At 70.0% G+C, this 16,293-nt stretch carries 14 protein-coding genes; 5 read left to right on the top strand and 9 right to left on the bottom strand.

The window, feature by feature from the left end:
- Positions 1-290: 290 nt before the first annotated feature.
- Entirely contained in the window at positions 291-689 is a 399-nt protein-coding gene (locus ACWFR3_RS39430; RefSeq protein WP_453739515.1) for a tetratricopeptide repeat protein, read from the bottom strand.
- On the opposite strand from ACWFR3_RS39430, the gene ACWFR3_RS39425 reads away from it, so the two are divergent.
- Together ACWFR3_RS39425 and ACWFR3_RS39420 are read left to right on the top strand one after the other, a co-directional pair.
- Complete coding sequence (locus tag ACWFR3_RS39425) at positions 579-1,535, top strand: replication initiator (RefSeq protein WP_453739517.1); 957 nt, start codon at positions 579-581, stop codon at positions 1,533-1,535. The genes ACWFR3_RS39430 and ACWFR3_RS39425 overlap by 111 nt on opposite strands.
- Positions 1,536-1,809: 274 nt before the next feature.
- On the top strand, positions 1,810-3,888 hold the full coding sequence (locus ACWFR3_RS39420) for a recombinase family protein (protein WP_453739514.1): 2,079 nt from the start codon (positions 1,810-1,812) through the stop codon (positions 3,886-3,888).
- Here the strand turns inward: ACWFR3_RS39420 and ACWFR3_RS39415 are convergent.
- The 4 genes from ACWFR3_RS39415 to lipB all read right to left on the bottom strand — a co-directional run bounded on the left by ACWFR3_RS39415 (position 3,806) and on the right by lipB (position 6,968).
- The gene (locus tag ACWFR3_RS39415; RefSeq protein ID WP_453739513.1) at positions 3,806-4,510 is read right to left on the bottom strand and encodes a DUF4191 domain-containing protein; all 705 of its coding nucleotides are present in this window, start codon (positions 4,508-4,510) and stop codon (positions 3,806-3,808) included. The genes ACWFR3_RS39420 and ACWFR3_RS39415 overlap by 83 nt on opposite strands.
- Positions 4,511-4,540: 30 nt before the next feature.
- Positions 4,541-4,744: an SCO2195 family GlnR-regulated protein gene (locus tag ACWFR3_RS39410; RefSeq protein WP_361198915.1), complete on the bottom strand. Its 204-nt coding sequence runs from the start codon at positions 4,742-4,744 to the stop codon at positions 4,541-4,543.
- A 304-nt stretch (positions 4,745-5,048) separates the two neighbouring features.
- On the bottom strand, positions 5,049-6,014 hold the full coding sequence (locus ACWFR3_RS39405) for a lipoyl synthase (RefSeq protein WP_160504647.1): 966 nt from the start codon (positions 6,012-6,014) through the stop codon (positions 5,049-5,051).
- Positions 6,015-6,131: 117 nt separating this feature from the next.
- Positions 6,132-6,968 carry a lipoyl(octanoyl) transferase LipB gene (lipB, locus tag ACWFR3_RS39400; RefSeq protein ID WP_453739512.1) on the bottom strand — a complete coding sequence of 279 codons (837 nt, stop codon included), beginning with the start codon at positions 6,966-6,968 and terminating at the stop codon, positions 6,132-6,134.
- A gap of 220 nt (positions 6,969-7,188) precedes the next feature.
- Here lipB and ACWFR3_RS39395 point away from each other — a divergent pair, with 220 nt between their 5' ends.
- Positions 7,189-8,634: a regulator gene (locus ACWFR3_RS39395; RefSeq protein WP_453739511.1), complete on the top strand. Its 1,446-nt coding sequence runs from the start codon at positions 7,189-7,191 to the stop codon at positions 8,632-8,634.
- Between the two features lie 96 nt (positions 8,635-8,730).
- On the opposite strand, the gene ACWFR3_RS39390 is transcribed toward ACWFR3_RS39395, so the two are convergent.
- The 3 genes from ACWFR3_RS39390 to ACWFR3_RS39380 form a co-directional block, all read right to left on the bottom strand.
- Positions 8,731-10,881, bottom strand: coding sequence for a family 20 glycosylhydrolase (locus ACWFR3_RS39390; protein ID WP_453739510.1), 2,151 nt, complete (start codon positions 10,879-10,881; stop codon positions 8,731-8,733).
- A gap of 231 nt (positions 10,882-11,112) precedes the next feature.
- Positions 11,113-12,453, bottom strand: a complete 1,341-nt coding sequence (locus ACWFR3_RS39385) for an NAD(P)/FAD-dependent oxidoreductase (RefSeq protein WP_453739509.1) — start codon at positions 12,451-12,453, stop codon at positions 11,113-11,115.
- 255 nt (positions 12,454-12,708) lie between these two features.
- On the bottom strand, positions 12,709-13,644 hold the full coding sequence (locus tag ACWFR3_RS39380; RefSeq protein WP_453739508.1) for a TIGR01777 family oxidoreductase: 936 nt from the start codon (positions 13,642-13,644) through the stop codon (positions 12,709-12,711).
- Positions 13,645-13,730: 86 nt separating this feature from the next.
- Here ACWFR3_RS39380 and ACWFR3_RS39375 point away from each other — a divergent pair, with 86 nt between their 5' ends.
- A complete protein-coding gene (locus ACWFR3_RS39375) occupies positions 13,731-14,219 on the top strand; it encodes an N-acetyltransferase family protein (protein ID WP_453739507.1) in 489 nt (162 codons plus the stop codon).
- A gap of 135 nt (positions 14,220-14,354) precedes the next feature.
- Entirely contained in the window at positions 14,355-15,482 is a 1,128-nt protein-coding gene (locus ACWFR3_RS39370; protein WP_453739506.1) for a PP2C family protein-serine/threonine phosphatase, read from the top strand.
- Between the two features lie 15 nt (positions 15,483-15,497).
- On the opposite strand, the gene ACWFR3_RS39365 is transcribed toward ACWFR3_RS39370, so the two are convergent.
- A complete protein-coding gene (locus ACWFR3_RS39365; protein ID WP_453739505.1) occupies positions 15,498-16,175 on the bottom strand; it encodes a TetR/AcrR family transcriptional regulator in 678 nt (225 codons plus the stop codon).
- Between the last annotated feature and the right edge of the window lie 118 nt (positions 16,176-16,293).

Below are 16,293 nucleotides of genomic sequence, written 5' to 3'. Positions count from 1 at the left end.
CCCCGGAACCGATCGGTTCCGGGGCCTTCGCCGTACGTAGAGAAAGTAGAGACAGGAGAGGTAGGGAGAGGCGAAGCGTTACCGCATCTTCGGGCCACCGCGAGGCATCCGCATGCCCTTCGGCATGGGCCCCTTCGGAACAGTTCACTCGTGTGGCGCTTGCGTTCACTCTGCGTGCCTAGCTCGGCCTGGGTGTACAGAGCTATGGCTCTATCTTGTCCCGCGGCGTCAGGGACCTAGGCCCAAGGCTCGCCTTCGGCGCGAGGGCAGGGCCCGGCTTACGCCGCGGACTAGTCACTTTCCAGAGACGCAAGGTAGGCCGCCGCGTCGGTGTGTCCGGCCTCGGCGGCTCGGGTGTACCAGGTGCGGGCGGCTTCGGTGTCGCCCTGCTCGTCCAGGAGGATGGCGAGGTTGAACATGGCGTTGGTGTGTCCGGCCTCGATGGCCTGGGTGTACCAGGTGCGGGCGGCTTCGGTGTCGCCCTGCTCGTCCAGGAGGTTGCCGAGGTTGAACATGGCGCTGGTGTGTCCGGCGTCGATGGCCTGGGTGTACCAGGTGCGGGCGGCTTCGGTGTCGCCCTGCAGGGCCAGGAGGATGCCGAGGTTGACCATGGCGCTGGGCAGCATGCGGACACCGATGCGGCGGTAGGTCAGCCGCTGTGCCCGGACTGCTACGACTACGTGGGACATGCTCTCTGGCACGCCTCCGCCGGCGGGCTTTGGAACCGCTACTGCCACGCGGTCCGGCGGCACCTGGCCACCGCGGCGGGCATCACACAGACAGCCTTCAAAGAACATCTGACGCTCTCGTTCGCGAAGGTCGCCGAATACCAGAAACGCGGGGCCGTGCACTTCCATTCGGTCATCCGCCTGGACGGACCCGGCGGGCCCGATTCTCCTCCCCGGGCATGGGCGACGGCCGAACTCCTCGAAAGCGCGGTGAGATCGGCGGCGGACGCGGTGGAAGTCCGTACGCCGTACTCGCCTGCCACGGGGGAGCGGGTCATCAGGTGGGGGCGGCAACTGGACGTGCATCTGATCCGCAGCGACGCATTCGCGGAAGCGGCGGTGACCGATAGCGCGGTGGCGGCCTACGTGGCCAAGTACGTGTCCAAGTCGGTCGGTGACTCGGGCGGTATCGACTACCGCATTGCGAATGCCGAGAGCATCCGACTCGCGCCGGTCAGCGGGCACATACGCGCTCTCATGGGCGTCTGCTGGCGCCTGGGCGGCCTGCCCGAACTGGACAGTCTCAACCTGCGCTCCTGGACGCACACCCTCGGATTCCGGGGGCACATCCTGACCAAGTCCCGCCGGTACTCGACCACGTACAGCGCACTACGCGCCACCCGGGCGGAACATCAGGGCGGCACTGCCGTGCCTGACGGCGCAGTCATGGACACGGCTTGGCGCTACGTCGGCTCCGGTCACACCCTCGCTGAGGCTGAGGTAGCAGCGGGCATTGCTGAAGATCACGTGCGGCGGCGGGAGCTTGCCCGGGAGATGCGGGAGTGTGGTTATGACCAGGCCTCGTGACGGGGGAGGCTCCCCTCAGAGCTGCTGCCCGGACAAGAGTGGCTGCGCTAACTCCGCCGATCTTGGAACTGAGCGCCACGCTGGCCCGGAAGCCGAACTCAAGGTCATTTGGAAAGCAACAGAGGCTCCGGGTTCAGAGGCGGCACACCAGCGAATACTGGAAATTCTGTTCGCGCCCCGCCCTGGCGAATAGCCCCCTATAGTTGACGAATCGCATGGGTGACCCCGGCGGTGCGCTAACACCCCGGGGTCTGGCCAGTCTGGGAGGACTGACATGGGTAACTCTGCCATACGCGCCATCGGCGTAGCGGCTCAGGCCATTGAGCGGGCTACGCCCGTCATGAGGGCAGTGGACTACCTGCGGGTCTCCACTGATCAGCAGATCGACGGCTACGGCATTGCCTACACAGGCGATGAGACGGCCGCGTACATCGCGAACAAGGGCTGGGACCACGTCGACACCTTCAAGGATGAAGGGGAGTCGGGAACGCTCCCGTGGGATAGGCGCGAGGGTGCAACGGAAATCATGTCTCTCGCGCAGAAAAAGCCCTGCCCGTTCAACATGGTGGTGGTGTACGAGACTAGGGCTGTCGGTCGAAACAACCGGGTCTTCTGGGAATGGATCTGGAAGCTGCAGGATCTCGGCGTGTATGTCGCCATCGTGGATGATGACATAGACAACACGACCGAAGAGGGCGAAGAGCGAATGCGCGAAAAGGCGGGAGAGGCTTTCAAGGAACTCGTCCGTATTCGCAAGAGGACTCAGGGTGGGATTCAGAAGAAGGCTCGGATGGGCGGCTATGCGGGCGGCGCTGCTCGCTATGGGTACCGCATTGAGAACAAAGGGGTAAAGGGTAAGCAGCGTCTCGTGATCGATGCTTGCGACGGGGGTGAAAGTTGCTCCCGCTCCGAGATCTGCACGACCGTGCATGAGGCGGTGGTGTTGCGAAGGGGGCGCGCTCTCGTCGTGAAGTTTAAAGGTGTTTGGCGGAAGGTCGTCCGCACCCTTAACGCTGAGGGCTTAGTGAGCCGTTCGGGTAAGCCGTGGAGTGAGGCGAACTTCCGGTCGCGCTTGCTGAATGAGGATCTGCTAGAGGCGCGCTATGTGTTCCGGGGGAAGAGCGCGAAGGTTGGTCCGGACGGAAACCCGGTGTGGGGACCGACCAGCGTTATTCCGCTCGATCCGATGTTCACTTCCGAAGAAGTGGCGGAGTTGCGGAGTGCGACCGATGCGCCTCGCCGTCGCCCTTCAGTCACAGGGCGGATCTATACCCTGACGGGCCTCATTCAGAGCCAGTGCGGTAAGCGCTATGTGGGCTGCGCTCCGGCGAATGAGGCGGCTCACTATCTCTGCTCGGGAAAGAAAGAGGCGTACCCGGGGGCGCCGACGTGCTCCTGTCCCCAGCTTGACGCTAAGGGCGTGGAGGGGTGGGCCTGGGAAAGTGTCTGCGACTTCTTCAGCGATGGGGACAGGTTGCGGAAGCTCTCTGATGAATGGACGGGGAAGGCGGCTGAGCGGCGGGTGGACTTCGCCTCGCGGCTTGCCGAACTGGATCAGAGGATCGCTGAGCAAGACAGCACGATCGACACCACTACGGCGGTCGCAGCGGAGCGGGCCGCGCGTCGGGGGCTTTCGCAAGACGAGGCTCGGGCTGCGGTGAATCGAGCGATCAAGCCGCTTACGGATCGGCTCGAAGAGCTGGAGCGCACTCGGTCTGAAGTGGCGTCGTGGCGTGATGCTGCCTCGCAGGAGGACCGGCGGGCGGCGAGTCTCGAAAGGCTCGCGATTGTCAGTGACCGGATGGAGTCTTTGTCCCGGGCAGAGCAGCAGGAGTTCTTCGGCCTGGCCAACGTCAAGATCCTGATCACGGGCACTCCGCTGCCCATGCATCGCGGGCTTGCCTGCCCCATCGGCGCTTGGTTCCGCACCCGTGATCGGCTGGTGCCGACCCTGTGCGACTGTGCGTGGGAGCGCGTGATGCAGCTGGAGAGGTTCCCTGGCGGGGGCGTTGTACCTCGACAGAGGGGAGGGCTCGCCCCTCGGACGGTGCTGGAAGCGTTCCTCAAGAAGGCACGTACTGGGGTTGCTTGGCCGGAGCTGGACGCAGAGCACGGTTCCACGGGCCTTATTGGGCACTGGAAGCGTTGGAGTGCCTCGGGCCGCTGGGAACGAGTCATGGGCGCCTTGGAGGGCGCCCATGGGGGTGTGGAAGTGGCGAGGCCTCACCCGCTTCCGCCTATGGAGCTGACGGGAGAGGTGAGGCCAGATGTCATCCTCGCGGCATCTTGGGCGGGCGACCGCGTCCCGCACCCTTCGGCATCGGACCCTTCGGCAACGGCATGTTGCTCATGAGGTCCCCCATCGCGCGCAGCCGGTCGTTCGTGGCCGTGACCTGGGGGCCCTGGAGGACGCGGGGGAGCTTCAGAAGCGTCGTACGCAGCTTCTTCAGCGGGACCTGGCCCTCGCCGGTGCCGACGATGACGTCGTGCACGGGGACGTCCGAGACGACCCGTGCCATCCGCTTCTTCTCGGCGGCCAGCAGGCTCTTCACCCGGTTCGGGTTGCCCTCGGCGACGAGCACGATGCCCGCCTTGCCGACCGTGCGGTGCACGACGTCCTGGCTGCGGTTCATCGCCACCGCCGGGGTCGTCGTCCAGCCGCGGCCGATCTTGTCGAGCACCGCGGCCGCCGCACCGGGCTGGCCCTCCATCTGCCCGAAGGCGGCACGCTCGGCCCTGCGCCCGAAGACGATCGCCATCGCGAGGAAGGCGAGCACGAAGCCGAGAATGCCGAGATAGATCGGGTGACCGATCAAGAAGCCGATACCGAGGAAGACACCAAAGGTGACGATTCCCACAGCCGCGATGATGAGACCGATCCGCGGATCGGCCCTGCGGGTCATCTTGTAGGTCTGAGCGATCTGCTTGAGTCGCCCGGGGTTCGCGGCGTCCGCCGCGGTTTCCTTCCTCGCCATGTCGTGAAGTCTACGTGCCCCTGGAAGTGACTACGACGTGTGGGTTGGCATGGCCTCTTCGAGCACGCGCAGTGCCTCCGCCCGGTCCTTGGCGCGGCGCCGGTCGTCGAGCACGGATGTCCAGGCGTTGCGGCGGGCGGTGCGCTGGCCGCTGCTCATGAGAATCGACTCGACGGCACGCAGTGCGTCGGTGACGGACGGGATGGCGGTGGCGCGTACGGGCGCGGCCTGCATGGTGGGGCCCTCCTGGGCGGCTATGGGTAGGGCTGTACGTGGGGTAATTCCAGGGTCACTGATTGGTGTTACCAGGGCGTGACTGACCGGTCAAACACGGATGAAGCCTTAACGCCGGGGCGCAAAACACTGACGCGGCCCGTACGAACCCCTCACCTGCGAGGACTGTACGGGCCGCGTCATCTCGGCCACTACTGGCGAGTAGTCACTTGTGCGCCGATTCACACAGTCGGCTCCCCGTCGGCTCCCCGTCGGCTCCCCGTCGGTTTCCCGAGAGGGGATCACACCGCTTCCCGAGGGGGGATCACACCGCCTGCGAGGCGACGTACGCCCCGCGCTTCTCGATAGCCATCTGGTAGAGGCGTCCCGCGCGGTACGAGGAGCGGACCAGCGGTCCTGACATGACCCCGGAGAAGCCGATCTCCTCGGCCTCCTCCTTCAGCTCCACGAACTCCTGCGGCTTGGCCCAGCGCTCCACGGGGTGGTGGCGCGGCGTCGGGCGCAGGTACTGCGTGATCGTGATGAGCTCGCAGCCCGCGTCGTGCAGCGCGTGCAGCGCCTCACTGATCTCTTCGCGCTCCTCGCCCATGCCCAGGATGAGGTTCGACTTGGTGACCAGACCAGCCTCGCGGGCGCGGGTGATGACCTCCAGCGAGCGCTCGAAGCGGAAACCGGGGCGGATCCGCTTGAAGATGCGCGGCACGGTCTCCACGTTGTGCCCCAGGACCTCGGGGCGCGAGGAGAAGACCTCGGCCAGCTGGTCGGGGTCCGCGTTGAAGTCGGGGATGAGCAGCTCGACCTTGGTCTTGCCCTCGGCGCGCTCCGCCGTCATCGCGTGGATCTGGCGGACGGTCTCCGCGTACAGCCAGGCGCCGCCGTCGTCCAGGTCGTCGCGGGCGACGCCGGTGATGGTGGCGTAGTTCAGGTCCATCGTGACGACGGACTCGCCCACGCGGCGCGGCTCGTCGCGGTCGAGTGCCTGCGGCTTGCCCGTGTCGATCTGGCAGAAGTCGCAGCGCCGGGTGCACTGGTCGCCGCCGATCAGGAAGGTGGCCTCGCGGTCTTCCCAGCACTCGTAGATGTTGGGACAGCCCGCCTCCTGGCAGACCGTGTGCAGGCCCTCGCTCTTCACGAGGTTCTGCATCTTGGTGTACTCGGGGCCCATTTTCGCCCGGGTCTTGATCCACTCGGGCTTGCGCTCGATCGGGGTCTGGGCGTTCCGGACCTCAAGGCGCAGCATCTTGCGTCCGTCGGGTGCGACTGCGGACACATCGGCTCCCTGTAGCTTCGATTCTTCGGCGCACACCAGGGTACGCCCGTCATGTCGTTGGGCTGACGTCCGGCCAACCTCCGGCCGGCGGGGTGCATTCCCCGGAGCCCGCGTTGTCTAGGCGGTCGCCTTCTCGGCTTCCGGGTGCTCAACCGTCTCCCCGGCCGGTTTCTCCACGGCGCGCGGCTTGAGCTCGGCGTTCTCCAGGATCTCACGCAGGTGCTTCTCGGCGACGGGCAGAACGTCGGCGATCGTGACCTCGCGGCCCAGTTCGTACGAGAGCGACGTCACTCCGGCGTCCCGGATGCCGCACGGGATGATCTTGTCGAACCAGGTGTTGTCCGGGTTCACGTTCAGCGCGAAGCCGTGCATCGTGACGCCCTTGGCGACGCGGATGCCGATGGCCGCGATCTTGCGGTCCTCGCGGCGCTGGCCCGCGTTGGACGGCGCGTACTCCGGGCCGTTGAACCGGGCGTCGAACTCGTCGTCCTGCGTCCGGGGGTCCAGGTCCAGGGTCAGCCCACCGAGCGCCGGACGCTCGCTCACGGGGTCGCCCAGGACCCATACGCCGCTGCGGCCCTCGACGCGGGACGTCTCCAGGCCGAACTCCGCACACGTACGGATAAGAACCTCTTCCAGACGGCGTACGTGTGCTACGACGTCCACCGGACGCGGCAGCTTCTGGATCGGGTAGCCCACGAGCTGGCCGGGGCCGTGCCAGGTGATCTTGCCGCCGCGGTCCACGTCGACCACGGGGGTGCCGTCCAGCGGGCGCTCGCTGTCCTGGGTGCGGCGGCCCGCCGTATAGACCGGCGGGTGCTCGAGCAGCAGACACGTGTCCGGGAGTTCGTCGGCGAAGCGGGCGGCGTGCACCCGGCGCTGCTCGTCCCAGGCCTCCTGGTACTCGACCGAGTCCGGGCCGAAGCCGAGACGGACGAACTGAAACTCACTCACGGCAAGTGCCTCCCTAGAACCTGCACCGTGCACATATCGCGCCCCCAGCCACTGTACGGGCCGCGATTTCTCGTCAGTCCTCCGGTCAATCCTCACACGATCGGATGAACGCGGGTCGAAGGCCGGGATGAGGGCGGTGAGGGCCGCTACATTCACGCCGTTCACGGAGCCATAAGGGCTGCTCAAGGCAACGCCCGAAAGGCAGGAGACCGCACAGCTGATGACGGAACGACCTCCGCAGCGCACGCCCAACCGACAGCTAGCCGCGCTCATCTCAGAAGCCGGTTTCTCCAATGCGGGGCTCGCGCGCCGCGTCGATCAGCTGGGCCTCGAGCACGGTCTCGACCTGCGGTACGACAAGACATCGGTGACCCGCTGGCTGCGCGGCCAGCAGCCGCGCGGCACCACCCCCGCCCTCATCGCAGAGGTCTTCACCCGGCGGTTAGGGCGCAGACTCTCCGCACAGGATCTCGGGCTCGACGCGTGCGCGCCGGTGTACGCCGGTCTTGAGTTCGCGGCGAGCCCCGAAGAGGCGATCGACATCGTCGGCGGGCTCTGGCGCAAGGACTCCGGGAGCCACGCCGAACTGCGGAAGATCGCGTTCACCCCGGCAGGGCTCGTCGTCCCCAGCAGAGACTGGCTGATCGGCCGCGCCGACGACCGGGTGGGGCGCGGTGACCACGGCCTCAACGGTGGCCGCGTGCCCACCCAGGGGCGCCCGGCCGTGCCCCGCCAGCGCAAGGAGCCCGAGCGGGGCGCCGGGGCGAGAGTGACCAGCGGTGACATCTCGGCCCTGCGCTCCGTCGGTGAGCTCTTCCGGGCGCTCGACCACGCGTACGGCGGCGGGCACGCCCGGCAGGCACTCGTGCGCTATCTGGAGCACGAGGCCGAGCCGATGCTCCGCGGCACGTACGGCGAACAGGCCGGTCGGCGGCTCTTCGGCGCCGCCGCAGACCTGACCCGGCTCGCGGGCTGGACCTCGTACGACATCGCGGCGCACGGGCTCGCCCAGCGCTACTACGTCCAGGCGCTGCGGCTCTCGCAGGCGGCGGGCGATCGCGCGTACGGCTCGTACGTCCTGATCACGATGAGCCGGCAGGCCGTCTATCTCGGGCACGGCAGAGAGGCGGTGCAGCTGGCGCGGGTGGCGCAGCAGGGCGTCGGGTCCTCGGCACCGCCCGTCGTACAGGCCCTGTTGCACTCGGTCGAGGCGCGCGGGCACGGGGTGCTCGGCGAGGTGCGGGCCTGCACGGCGTCGATGGTGCGGGCCGAGCGGGCCCTGGAGACGTCACGGCCGGGGGACGAGGTCCCGTACTGGGCGCGGTTCTTCGACGAGGCGCAGCTCGCGGACGAGTTCGGGCACTGCCACCGGGACCTCCAGCAGTACCGCGTGGCCGCCCAGCACGCGGAGCGCTCGCTCCAGCTGCGCGCCCCCGGGTACGCCCGCAGCCGCCTGTTCTGCCGGGTGGTGCTCGCTTCCTCGCGCCTGGGGCTCGGCGAGCTGGAGCAGGCCTGCCAGCTGGGCGCGGAGGCGGCGCAGGCGGCCGGCGAGATGCGGTCGGTGCGCGCGGTCGAGTACGTACGCGACTTCGAGCGGCGTCTTGAGCCGTACAGGGACGCGGCGGCGGTGCGCGGATACCGGGACCGGGTGGCGGCGCTGAGCTGACCGACCGGGGTGGGTGCATGTGTAAGTGGGTGCATGTGTAAGGGGCGGGCCTGCGCAGGCCCGCCCCTTACACATGCGTTCTTCGGGCGTACGCGGTCAGCGCAGGCGCGCGACTTCCCGCGGGGTGAGCGCCTCGTCCCACGTGGTGAGTTCATCGAGGTCGCCCCGCAGGCTCGCCTTCTCCGTGCCGATGGACCGCAGGGGAAGGGGGATCGACGCCGGGACGGTCCCGACCCGCTGCCCGTCGGCGTACAGGGTGGTGTTCCCCGGAGTCGTCACCCACGTCAGCCGGGTCCAGCGGTCGAGCGGCAGCGTGTAGTCGAAGCTGAAGTCGGACGCCCCGTACCGCGTGAAGCCGACCTTCCCGGTGCCGTGCTGCATCAGCTTCAGCGCACCTGCCCCGGAGCTGAGCAGCACCTGGTCCCCGGTCCTGGCCGTCGGCCTGACCTGCACGGACGCGGTCCACGGCTCGGCGACGTCGAGACCGCCGAAGCCCACGCCGTCCCGGTCGGAGTCGAAGCGCCAGGCCTGACCGCGCACGCCCTCGACGGGAGTGGGGTTGTTGATGATGTACGAGGTGCCGGGGAGGCCGCCCGCCACGTCCTCGGCGTAGATCGTGTTGCCGGGGCTGCCCGCGTACGTCCAGCCGCTGGGGTACGACGCGTCGTCGAACGTCCAGTGGTGGCTCGGCCGGCCCTCGACCCGCGCGGGCAGCGGCGCGGGTGTCGTGCCGGGCGGGTCGCCGATGCGGGCGGCGCGGGCCCGGAAGTCGGCGAGGGTGTCCGGCGTCGCGCTCTTGTTCCAGGCGCGGTCGGCGAGGATCGCGCGGGGGCCGGCCATGTGCTGCTCGAAGTACCCGTCGTCGGCCCAGAAGTTGTAGTCGGCCCAGTTGGTGACGCCGGAGCCGAGCATGTCGGGGTCGGTGTTCGGCGCCCAGCTGTCGTACATCCAGGGCTGGTCGGGATACAGGTGGTGGTAATTGTTCGGGGTGTCGTAGAACGGGCCGATGGCGATCTCGTCGTGGCCCGGGATCTCGGGCTCGGCGCCCGTGCCCTCCCAGGTGAGGAAGACGACCGGGTCGTGGACCTGCTGCTGGGGCGCTTCGAGGTGTTCGGAGCCGTTGTAGACGGCCGTGCGCTTGCCGTGCGAAGTGACCACGTCGTCAAGGGTGTTGATGTAGCGGTTGAGGAGGTCGCCGAGCGTGGACACGTCGGGCGCGCTCGCCAGATGGTCCTTCACGCGCGGGCACTCGGCGAGCTGACCGGGGACCTCTTCCGCGCCGATCGAGAACAGCGGCGCGTCGAACCAGCCCGCGAACTCGTCGACGATCTCCTTCGACTTCGCGATCGCCTTGTCGCTGGTCATGTCGATGATCCAGTCGGGCGTGAGATGCGAGTGCGTGTGCGCGCCCGAGCACGCGTCGGCGCCGGACCCGAAGCCGATCCCGAAGGCCTCGCTGATCACGGTGGCGTGGCCGGGCAGTTCGAGGCCCGGCATCAGCTGGACGTGATGGCGGGCCGCGAAGGTCTTCAGATGCTCGATGTCGGCGCGGCTGTAGCTGTGGTCGGGGTCGGCGAGGCCGGGGAACTTGGGGCTGTGGAGGCGGAAGCCCTCGGACTCGGAGAGGTGCAGGAAGAGGGTGTTGAGCTTCTGGTCGCCCATCCTGCGGATCAGATTCTCCAGGTAGGAGATCTTCCAGTACTTGCGGCCCGCGTCGAGGTGGACCATGCGGATCGCCTGCGCGGGGCGGTCGGTGGAGCGGGCGCGGGGGACGGCACGGTGGTCGTCGGCCGTGGAGCGCAGGAGCTGGAGGAGGGTGCGGGTGCCGTAGTAGAGGCCGTGGGTGGAGGCGGCTTCGATGCGGATCGGGCCCGCGCTGTCGAAGGTGTATCCCTCCGCGCCGAGCTTTCCCTCGGAGGTGAGGCCGAGGGTGATGTCGCCGTCGGCGGGGCGGTCCGAGGGGTGGCCCGTGGGGCGGTCCGTGGGGTGGGCGATGCGGGGCGTGATGCCGGTGACCTGCTTGATCTCCGTACGCAGCTGGGTGGCGAGCTTGCGTACGGACTGGTGGGCGGGGCCGGGGAATTCACTGCGGCCCGAGGAGAGCGCGGTGGTGGAGGCGGCGCGCGGGTCGATCAGGATGCGGGTGCGCTCGGTGAGCTTCGTGCGGCCGTCGAGCGCGGTCCAGTCGGTGGGGCGGGGGACGACGGAGGGCACTGCGGCCTCCGATGCGGTTGCGGTGGTCGGCAAAGATAGACCTCCCATGAATAGGCCGAGGATGAGCGATATCACCGGGATGGTGCGACGCACGTGAGTCCTCCCGCGGCTTGGCGATCCGGTGGGGACCGTAGCCGGGGGGTACGGGCGTGGCAAGGGGAGTTGCAGAGGTGCGCGGGAAAGGGCGGAAGCCTCCGCGCTGGGGTGCGGAGGATTCCGAAGGCGTTCGTGTAGGTCGTAGGGCTGGCATATAGGTCGGATGGATCAGGCCGCCATCGGTAGCTCTCCGGTCCCGTACGCGGGGTCCGCACCCAAGTCCGCGAGCGCGGCCCGTGCCGCGCGGCGGCCCGAATACAGCGCGCCCTGCACCGTGCTGGTGTCCCGGTGGGCCCCGCACACGTAGAGCCCCGCGAGCAGCCGCACCGGGCGGCGCAGATCGTGCGGGGGCGGCATCGCGGGCACCGCCTCGCGGGTGTGGTGGACGGCGAGGGTTTCCCAGCCGGCGGTCGACGTGCCGTACAGATCGGCGAGATGGGCGAGGACGGCGCGTTCGTCCGGAGGCGGGCCGAGGACGGTCGACGAGATGAGAGCCCGTCCCGCCGGCGCGCGCGAAGGGTCGACATGGCTGACCACGGCCGTGTGCGCGACCGGCCCCGAACGGTCGGCGTCGAGCAGCAGGGCGGGCTCGGCGAGCGGCGGCTCGGTGGCCGCGTGGTGCAGCACGGTCACCTGGTGGAAGGACGGCACGCGCAGGCCGGGGAGGAGTTCGGCGGCGGCGCGGGCGTCGGTGGCCAGCAGGACGCCGCGACACCTCACTTCGCCGTGTTCCGCGGTCGTGACCGAGGTGGTGGAGACAGCGGTGACGCGTACGCCGGTGCGGACCGTTCCCGGTGGCAGCGCGGCAGCCAGTAGTTCGGGCAGCACCTCGGCGCCGCCCTCCGGCAGGCACAGGCGCCCGCGCGCGAAGGAGTGCAGGGCGAGGTCCGCGCACCGGCTTGACGTCGTCAGGTCCGGGTCGCAGAGGAGCGCCGAGAGCAGCGGGCGCAGGAAGCCGTTGACGGTGCGCGCGGGCAGGCCGCGGGAGAAGAGGGCCTTGGCGGCGGGGAGTTCGGGGCGGGTCAGGAGGCGCTCCGGGGGCGTTGCCGCGAGCCTGGCGAGTGCCGCGCCGAGTCGGGCCTGGTCGAGCGCGCCCCCGAGGGGGGTGGTGCGCGGGGCGGTCCGTGCCGTCCGCGGACCCCTGGGGGCGGTTGCGAGGGCGCGTGCCGCGGTAAGTGCGCCCCTTGCGCGCCGGGGCCCTGTGGGCTCGACGGCGCGGTGGTGCCGGCCGTCGCTGTGCACCAGGACACCGGGCACGAAGGGGCGCAGCACGAGTCCGTCGAGCCCCGGTGTGCGGCGCAACTCGGGATACGACGAGGTGAGCAGTTGCCCGATTCTGTCGAGCCGGAACCCGTCCACCTTCTCCGTCGACATGCTCCCGCCCACGTAAGGGGCGGCTTCCAGGACGACGGTCGTTACACCGGCCCTGGTCAGCTGGTGGGCGGCCGACAGTCCCGCGACCCCCGCTCCCACGATGACGACATCCGCATGGTGCGCAGGCTCAAGCACGGGCCCCTCCCCGGGGTTGCGCGGCTGCTGGGGACGTCATGCCCTCAACAGGGCTTCGGAATCACCGAGTTCCGCACGAGGTTAGGAGCCCTGACGGTCAGCGGGAGTCGCGCATCGACCGAGCACGGTCGCACGCCGGTCGCACAGGCGGTCGCACGGGGGTCGCAGGGGGAGACGAGCCGGGGCCGCTCGGCCGATCGCGCGACGATCGCAGCCGGGAAGAAGGCGGGAAGAAGGAGGGCGGTGGAACGCCGGCTACCGCAGTGCCGCGCGGATCGACTCCTCGATGCCGGGGAACGCGAACGAGAATCCCGACTCCAGGAGCCGGGTCGGCAGGACCCGCTGGCTGCCGAGCACGTCCCCGGCCATCTCGCCGAGCACGACGCGCAGTGCGGGCGACGGTGCCGTGAAGAGCGTGGGCCGGTGCAGCACCCGCCCCATCGCGGCCGTCACCTCACGGTTGGTGCGCGGTTCGGGCGCCGTCACATTGACGGGACCCGAAAGTGACTCCGTGTCGAGCAGGTGCCGCAGCGCGGCCACCGCGTCGTGCAGCGAGATGTGGCTCCAGTACTGACGGCCGTTGCCCAGACGCCCGCCGAGTCCCGCCTTGAAGAGCGGGAACATCCGCCCCCAGGCCCCGCCCTCACGCGCCACCACCAGGCCGTTGCGCGCGAAAACCGTGCGGATACCCGCTTCGTGCGCCGCGGCGGCCGCACCCTCCCACTCCACGCACAGGGAGGGCAGGAATCCCGTTCCGGCAGGGGCGCTCTCGTCGACCGCGCGCTGACCGGTGTCTCCGTAGTAGCCGATCGCGCTCGCGCACAGGAAGACACGGGGCGGCTCCTCCAGCGAGGCAGCGGCCTCGGCGAGAGCCGAGGTGCCCAGCACCCTGCTGTCGCGGATCTCCTGCTTGTAGGCGGCGGTCCAGCGGTGATCGCCGACCCCGGCTCCCGCCAGGTTGACGATGGCGTCGCAGCCCGCCAGCCCGGCCGTGTCGACGTACCCCTCCTTGGGGTCCCATCGCACCTCCTGCTTCGTACGAGGTGCCCGGCGCACGAGCCGCACCACCTCGTGACCGTCGTCGGCAAGGGCGCGGGTCAGCGCCGTTCCGATGAGGCCGGACGCACCGGCCACGGCGATACGGGACCGCCGTGCTGAGGGGACTGACTGCTCGGTCTCGGTGGGCTCCATGACGCCATCCTGCCCCGGAAACCCGCCGGGAGGCGCCCCGGAAACCCTGTCGGGAGGCGCGGGGCGTCCGTCGTACAGTGACGCCCATGCCGGACACGCACATACGTACCGCTCTGCCGGACGACGAAGCAGCCCTCGGCCGCATCGACCGCGCCACCTGGTCGACCCTGCACGCGGTACAGCCGGCGCCACGGCCTCCGTACCCGCCGTTCTTCACCGACCGCTTCGGCCCCCGCGACCACCTGGTCGCCGAGCGGCACGGCGTGGTCGTCGGCTACATACGGCTCGGTTTTCCCACCTCCCTCCTCGCCAACGCCCACGTGCGCCAGATCCTGGGCCTGGCCGTCGCGGACGAGGCGCGCGGCAAGGGAGTGGGCCGCCTGCTGCTCAGGGCCGCGGTGGACGAGTCCCGCCGGCAGGGCGCGCGGCGCGTCACCCTGCGGGTGCTCGGCCACAACACTCCGGCCCGGGCCCTCTACGCCTCCGAGGGGTTCGTGATCGAGGGGGTGCTGCCGGGCGAGTTCTTCCTCGACGGCTCCTACGTGGACGACGTGCTGATGGGGCGCGTGCTCTGACGCTCCGGGGCGCTTGCGGGCACTCCGGGGCCTGCCGTCACCCGGCCGCGGGTCCGGTACCCGACGGACCGGCCCGGCGTGCGGCGGGCACGCGCGCGTAGGAGCGTGGGGAGGCCGACCGGAAGGAGCGAACCGATGTTCAGGGTCGCTGCTGCCAGTCGGCGGGACCGGGACGAACCGGGGTGGCTGCGCGGGGCGCCGCCGCCCCACTGGGTGCGCTGGCCGCCGCCCGCGCTCCTCGTCGTGATCTGCGTGATCCAGCTGGCCACTCCGGTCACGATCGACCTCAGTTTCCTGCTCGCCGCCGTGCCGCCGCTGGCCGCGCTGTCGTACGGCGCTCCGGCCACGGCCCTCTTCGGCGGCATCGCGGTGCTGCTGCTCTATCTGCCGGGCTTCGGGCTCGGCCGCCCCGGTGACAGCGATGTTCTGACGGTCGCCTTCGTGGCGCTCCTGAGCGTCGTGTTCGCCTGGGTACGCAGCCGGCGCGACGCCCATCTCGTCACCGTCCGCACCGTCGCCGAGGCGGCCCAGTTCGCCGTGCTCCCGCCGCTTCCGGAGCGCGTGGGGCCGGTGCGCTGCTCGGGGCTCTACCGCGCGGCCCAGGGCGGGGCGCTGGTCGGCGGCGATCTCTTCGACGTACGCAAGTGCTCCGTCGGCGTACGGGCGCTGGTCGGTGACGTGCAGGGGCACGGCCTCGCGGCCGTCGGCACGGTCGCCGCGCTGCTCGGCGCCTTCCGCGAGGCGGTCCTCGACCAGCCCGACCTGGAGGGCGTCGCCGCCCGGCTCGACCGCCGTCTCGTGGTCGACTCCGAGGGGTCCGAGCACGCCGAGCTCTTCGCCACCGCCGTGCTCCTGGAGTTCCGGGACGACGCCGCCGAGCTGCGGATCGTCTCCTGCGGCCATCCGCCCCCGCTGCTGCTGCGCGGCGGCCGTGTCCAGGAGCTGACCGTCGCCCCGGGCGCTCCGCTGGGCCTGGGGATCGCGGGGATCGCCCCGCCGGAAGAGGCGAGCCTGGTCCTGAAGCCCGGCGACCGGCTGCTCGTGGTGACCGACGGGGTGACCGAGGCGCGGAACGCGTCCGGCGTCTTCTACCCGCTGACCGAGCGCGTCGAGGTGCTCTGCGCCGACGCACTGGACGATCCGGCGGTGCTGACCTCCGCGGTCTGGGAGGACCTGATGCGGTTCTGCGGCGGAGTGGGGGACGACGTGGCGCTGCTGGCGTTCTCGCTGGACCCGGACCCGGACCCGGACCCGGGGGTGTAGCGGCGGGCGCCGCGCTCAGCCGTCGCCGCGCCCGGTCGCCAGGAGCCGCAGACCGCCCGTCAGTTCGCGCAGGCAGCGCGCCGCCAGGACGGCGGGGGAGCCGGGCCCTTCGGCGGGCGCGTCCGTGGCGGCCCAGGCCTCCATCGCGAGACGCACGGCGTCCGTGGCTGCCGCTGCCGTCAGACGTACGTCCAGTTCGTCGGCGCCGTCACCCGCCAGGCGGGCGATCACGGGCACGAGCTGCTCCTCGGACTCCTGGTTCACGCGGTACCAGACGGCGCGCAGGGCCGGATCGTCCTGTGCGGCCCGCAGCAGGCCGCGGGTCCACTCCAGGGACTCGGCCGCGCGGTCGTCCGCCGCGGTGAGCGCGTCGGCGATGGACTGCTCCAGGGCCGTCGGCACCCCCTCGGCCGGGTCGAGACCCGCCAGGTGGGCCCGCCACTCGGCGGCGCCGCCCGCGAGGAGCGGTGCGACCGCGTCCTGCTTGTTGCGGAAGTACCGGTAGAAGGTGCGCAGTGCTACTCCGGCCCGGCCCGCGATCTCCTCGGCCGTGGTGCCGTCCGGGCCGCGCTCGGCGAAGAGCTCGGCCGCGGCACGGGCGATGTCGAGCTGCGTGGCGGCCTTGTGGCGCTCGGTCAGCGAAGGCTGCGGTGCCGGTGATGTCGCCGGTGTCGGCGACGAGTGGGTGCTCACTCCCGCAGCCTACGCGTGATTCTCACTCTGATACATGAATTGTCGACGTGGCAAAACGTGCCATGCAGGCGTACATTGAAATCAGATCGGGAAGGCCGGATCCATGGGCGGATCCGGG

The organism is Streptomyces sp. NPDC055189, assembly GCF_053606765.1.
This window is presented reverse-complemented; position numbering and strand designations above follow the sequence as displayed.